The sequence below is a fragment of the Paenibacillus methanolicus genome (assembly GCF_008124765.1).
GTDB lineage: Bacteria > Bacillota > Bacilli > Paenibacillales > Paenibacillaceae > Paenibacillus_Z > Paenibacillus_Z methanolicus.
In genome coordinates this window covers 1-1,699 of the sequence record NZ_VNHS01000029.1, presented here as the reverse complement: position 1 = coordinate 1,699, position 1,699 = coordinate 1, and the positions used below count along the sequence as shown (strand labels likewise).

General features: G+C 45.9%; 1 protein-coding gene. It reads left to right on the top strand.

Translation table 11 applies throughout. The features are described 5' to 3' along the window. Nucleotides 1–115 precede the first annotated feature (115 nt). Nucleotides 116–1,567, top strand: coding sequence for an IS1182 family transposase (locus BCM02_RS35035; protein WP_148933748.1), 1,452 nt, complete (start codon nucleotides 116–118; stop codon nucleotides 1,565–1,567). The last annotated feature ends 132 nt before the right edge of the window (nucleotides 1,568–1,699 follow it).

Here is a 1,699-nt window from a genome sequence, read left to right as displayed (position 1 = left end):
GGGGCCACTGAAAAAGTCCGTCTCGTAGGAAAAGGTACAGACCTTCAAGAAATTTGAAGAGGCTGTACCTTTTTTGCTTTATAATAGAGTCATCATAAAGAGCGGGTGAGAGCGGATGATTCGGCAACAACAAACCTTAGTTTTGAGTCCTTATGCGGCACTGTATGACATCGTCGTGCCGAAGGATAATATGCTACGTCAAATCAATCAATTGGTGGACTTCTCTTTCATATATGACGAGCTGGAAACGAAATATTGCCTGGACAATGGACGCAATGCCATTGATCCTATTCGCATGTTTAAATATTTGCTTCTGAAAGCGATCTTTGAACTCTCTGACGTCGACATTGTCGAGCGCTCTAAGTACGACCTGTCGTTCAAATACTTCCTAGGCATGGCACCGGAGGACCCGGTCAACGATCCGAGCTCTCTGACGAAATTCCGCAAGCTGCGGTTGAAAGACATCAACCTTTTGGACATGCTCATCGGCAAGACCGTAGCACTTGCCATCGAGCAAAATATCCTGAAGAGCACTTCCATCATCGTCGACGCCACGCATACGAAGTCACGCTACAACCAGAAAACGCCTCAAGAAATTCTGCAAGACCGTGCACGGAAATTGCGAAAAGCCGTGTACACCATGGATGAGTCGGTCAAGGCCAAAATGCCGGCAAAGAATACAACGAGCGAACTCGAAGATGAAATTGCGTACTGCCAAAAACTCGTCAACTTCATCGAAAATGAGAGTGGCATTGCACAAGTGCCGAAAATTGTGGAGCCGCTTAACCTGCTGAAAGAGACGGTTGCGGATGACGTCGAGCAACTTCGCCTGGCGGCGGATCCGGATGCGCGCGTTGGCCACAAGAGCGCAGATTCCGCGTTTTTTGGATACAAAACTCATCTAGCGATGACCGAGGAACGCCTTATTACGGCGGCTGTCATTACAACGGGTGAGAAGAATGACGGCAAGCAATTGCAGACCCTTATCGAAAAAAGCAAAGCAGCTGGCATGCAGGTCAAAACGGTAATTGGGGATACAGCATATTCCGAAAAAGATAATATTGCGTACACGAAAACAAATGAAATTGAACTTGTTGCCAAACTAAATCCCCTCGTCACGCAAGGTGCGCGTAAGAAAGAAGACGAATTTTTATTCAACAAAGATGCAGGCATGTACGTATGTCCAGCTGGACATATGGCCATTCGAAAGGCTCGGCAGGGTAAAAAAGGGGTCGGCAAAAACCAAACGGACACCTATTATTTTGATGTGGAACTATGCAAGCATTGTCCGTTCAAGGAAGGATGCTACAAAGAAGGCGCTAAAAGCAAAAGCTATTCGGTAAGTATTAAATCCGATGAGCACACCGAGCAAATGGCGTTCCAGGATTCAGCGTATTTCAAGGAAAAAGCCAAGGAACGCTACAAAATTGAAGCGAAGAACAGTGAACTCAAACATGGACACGGGTATGATGTCGCGACATCCTCGGGTCTGCTTGGCATGGAAATGCAAGGGGCGATGACAATATTCGCCGTGAATTTAAAACGAATCTTAAAATTAACAGACTAAGAATTACCGAATGATGGAGCTGTATTTGACCTAAAAAAGAAGACATCCATTCCCAAAAGGTGGGAAATGGATGTCTTTTTGTCTGAGACGTAAGCCGTCAAAGAAAAATGCGTAAGTTCTTCAGTGGCCTCC

Coding starts and splice junctions, on each gene's coding strand:
- BCM02_RS35035 (WP_148933748.1), top strand. CDS start 116: ATGATTCGGCAACAACAAACCTTAGTTTTGAGTCCTTATGCGGCACTG.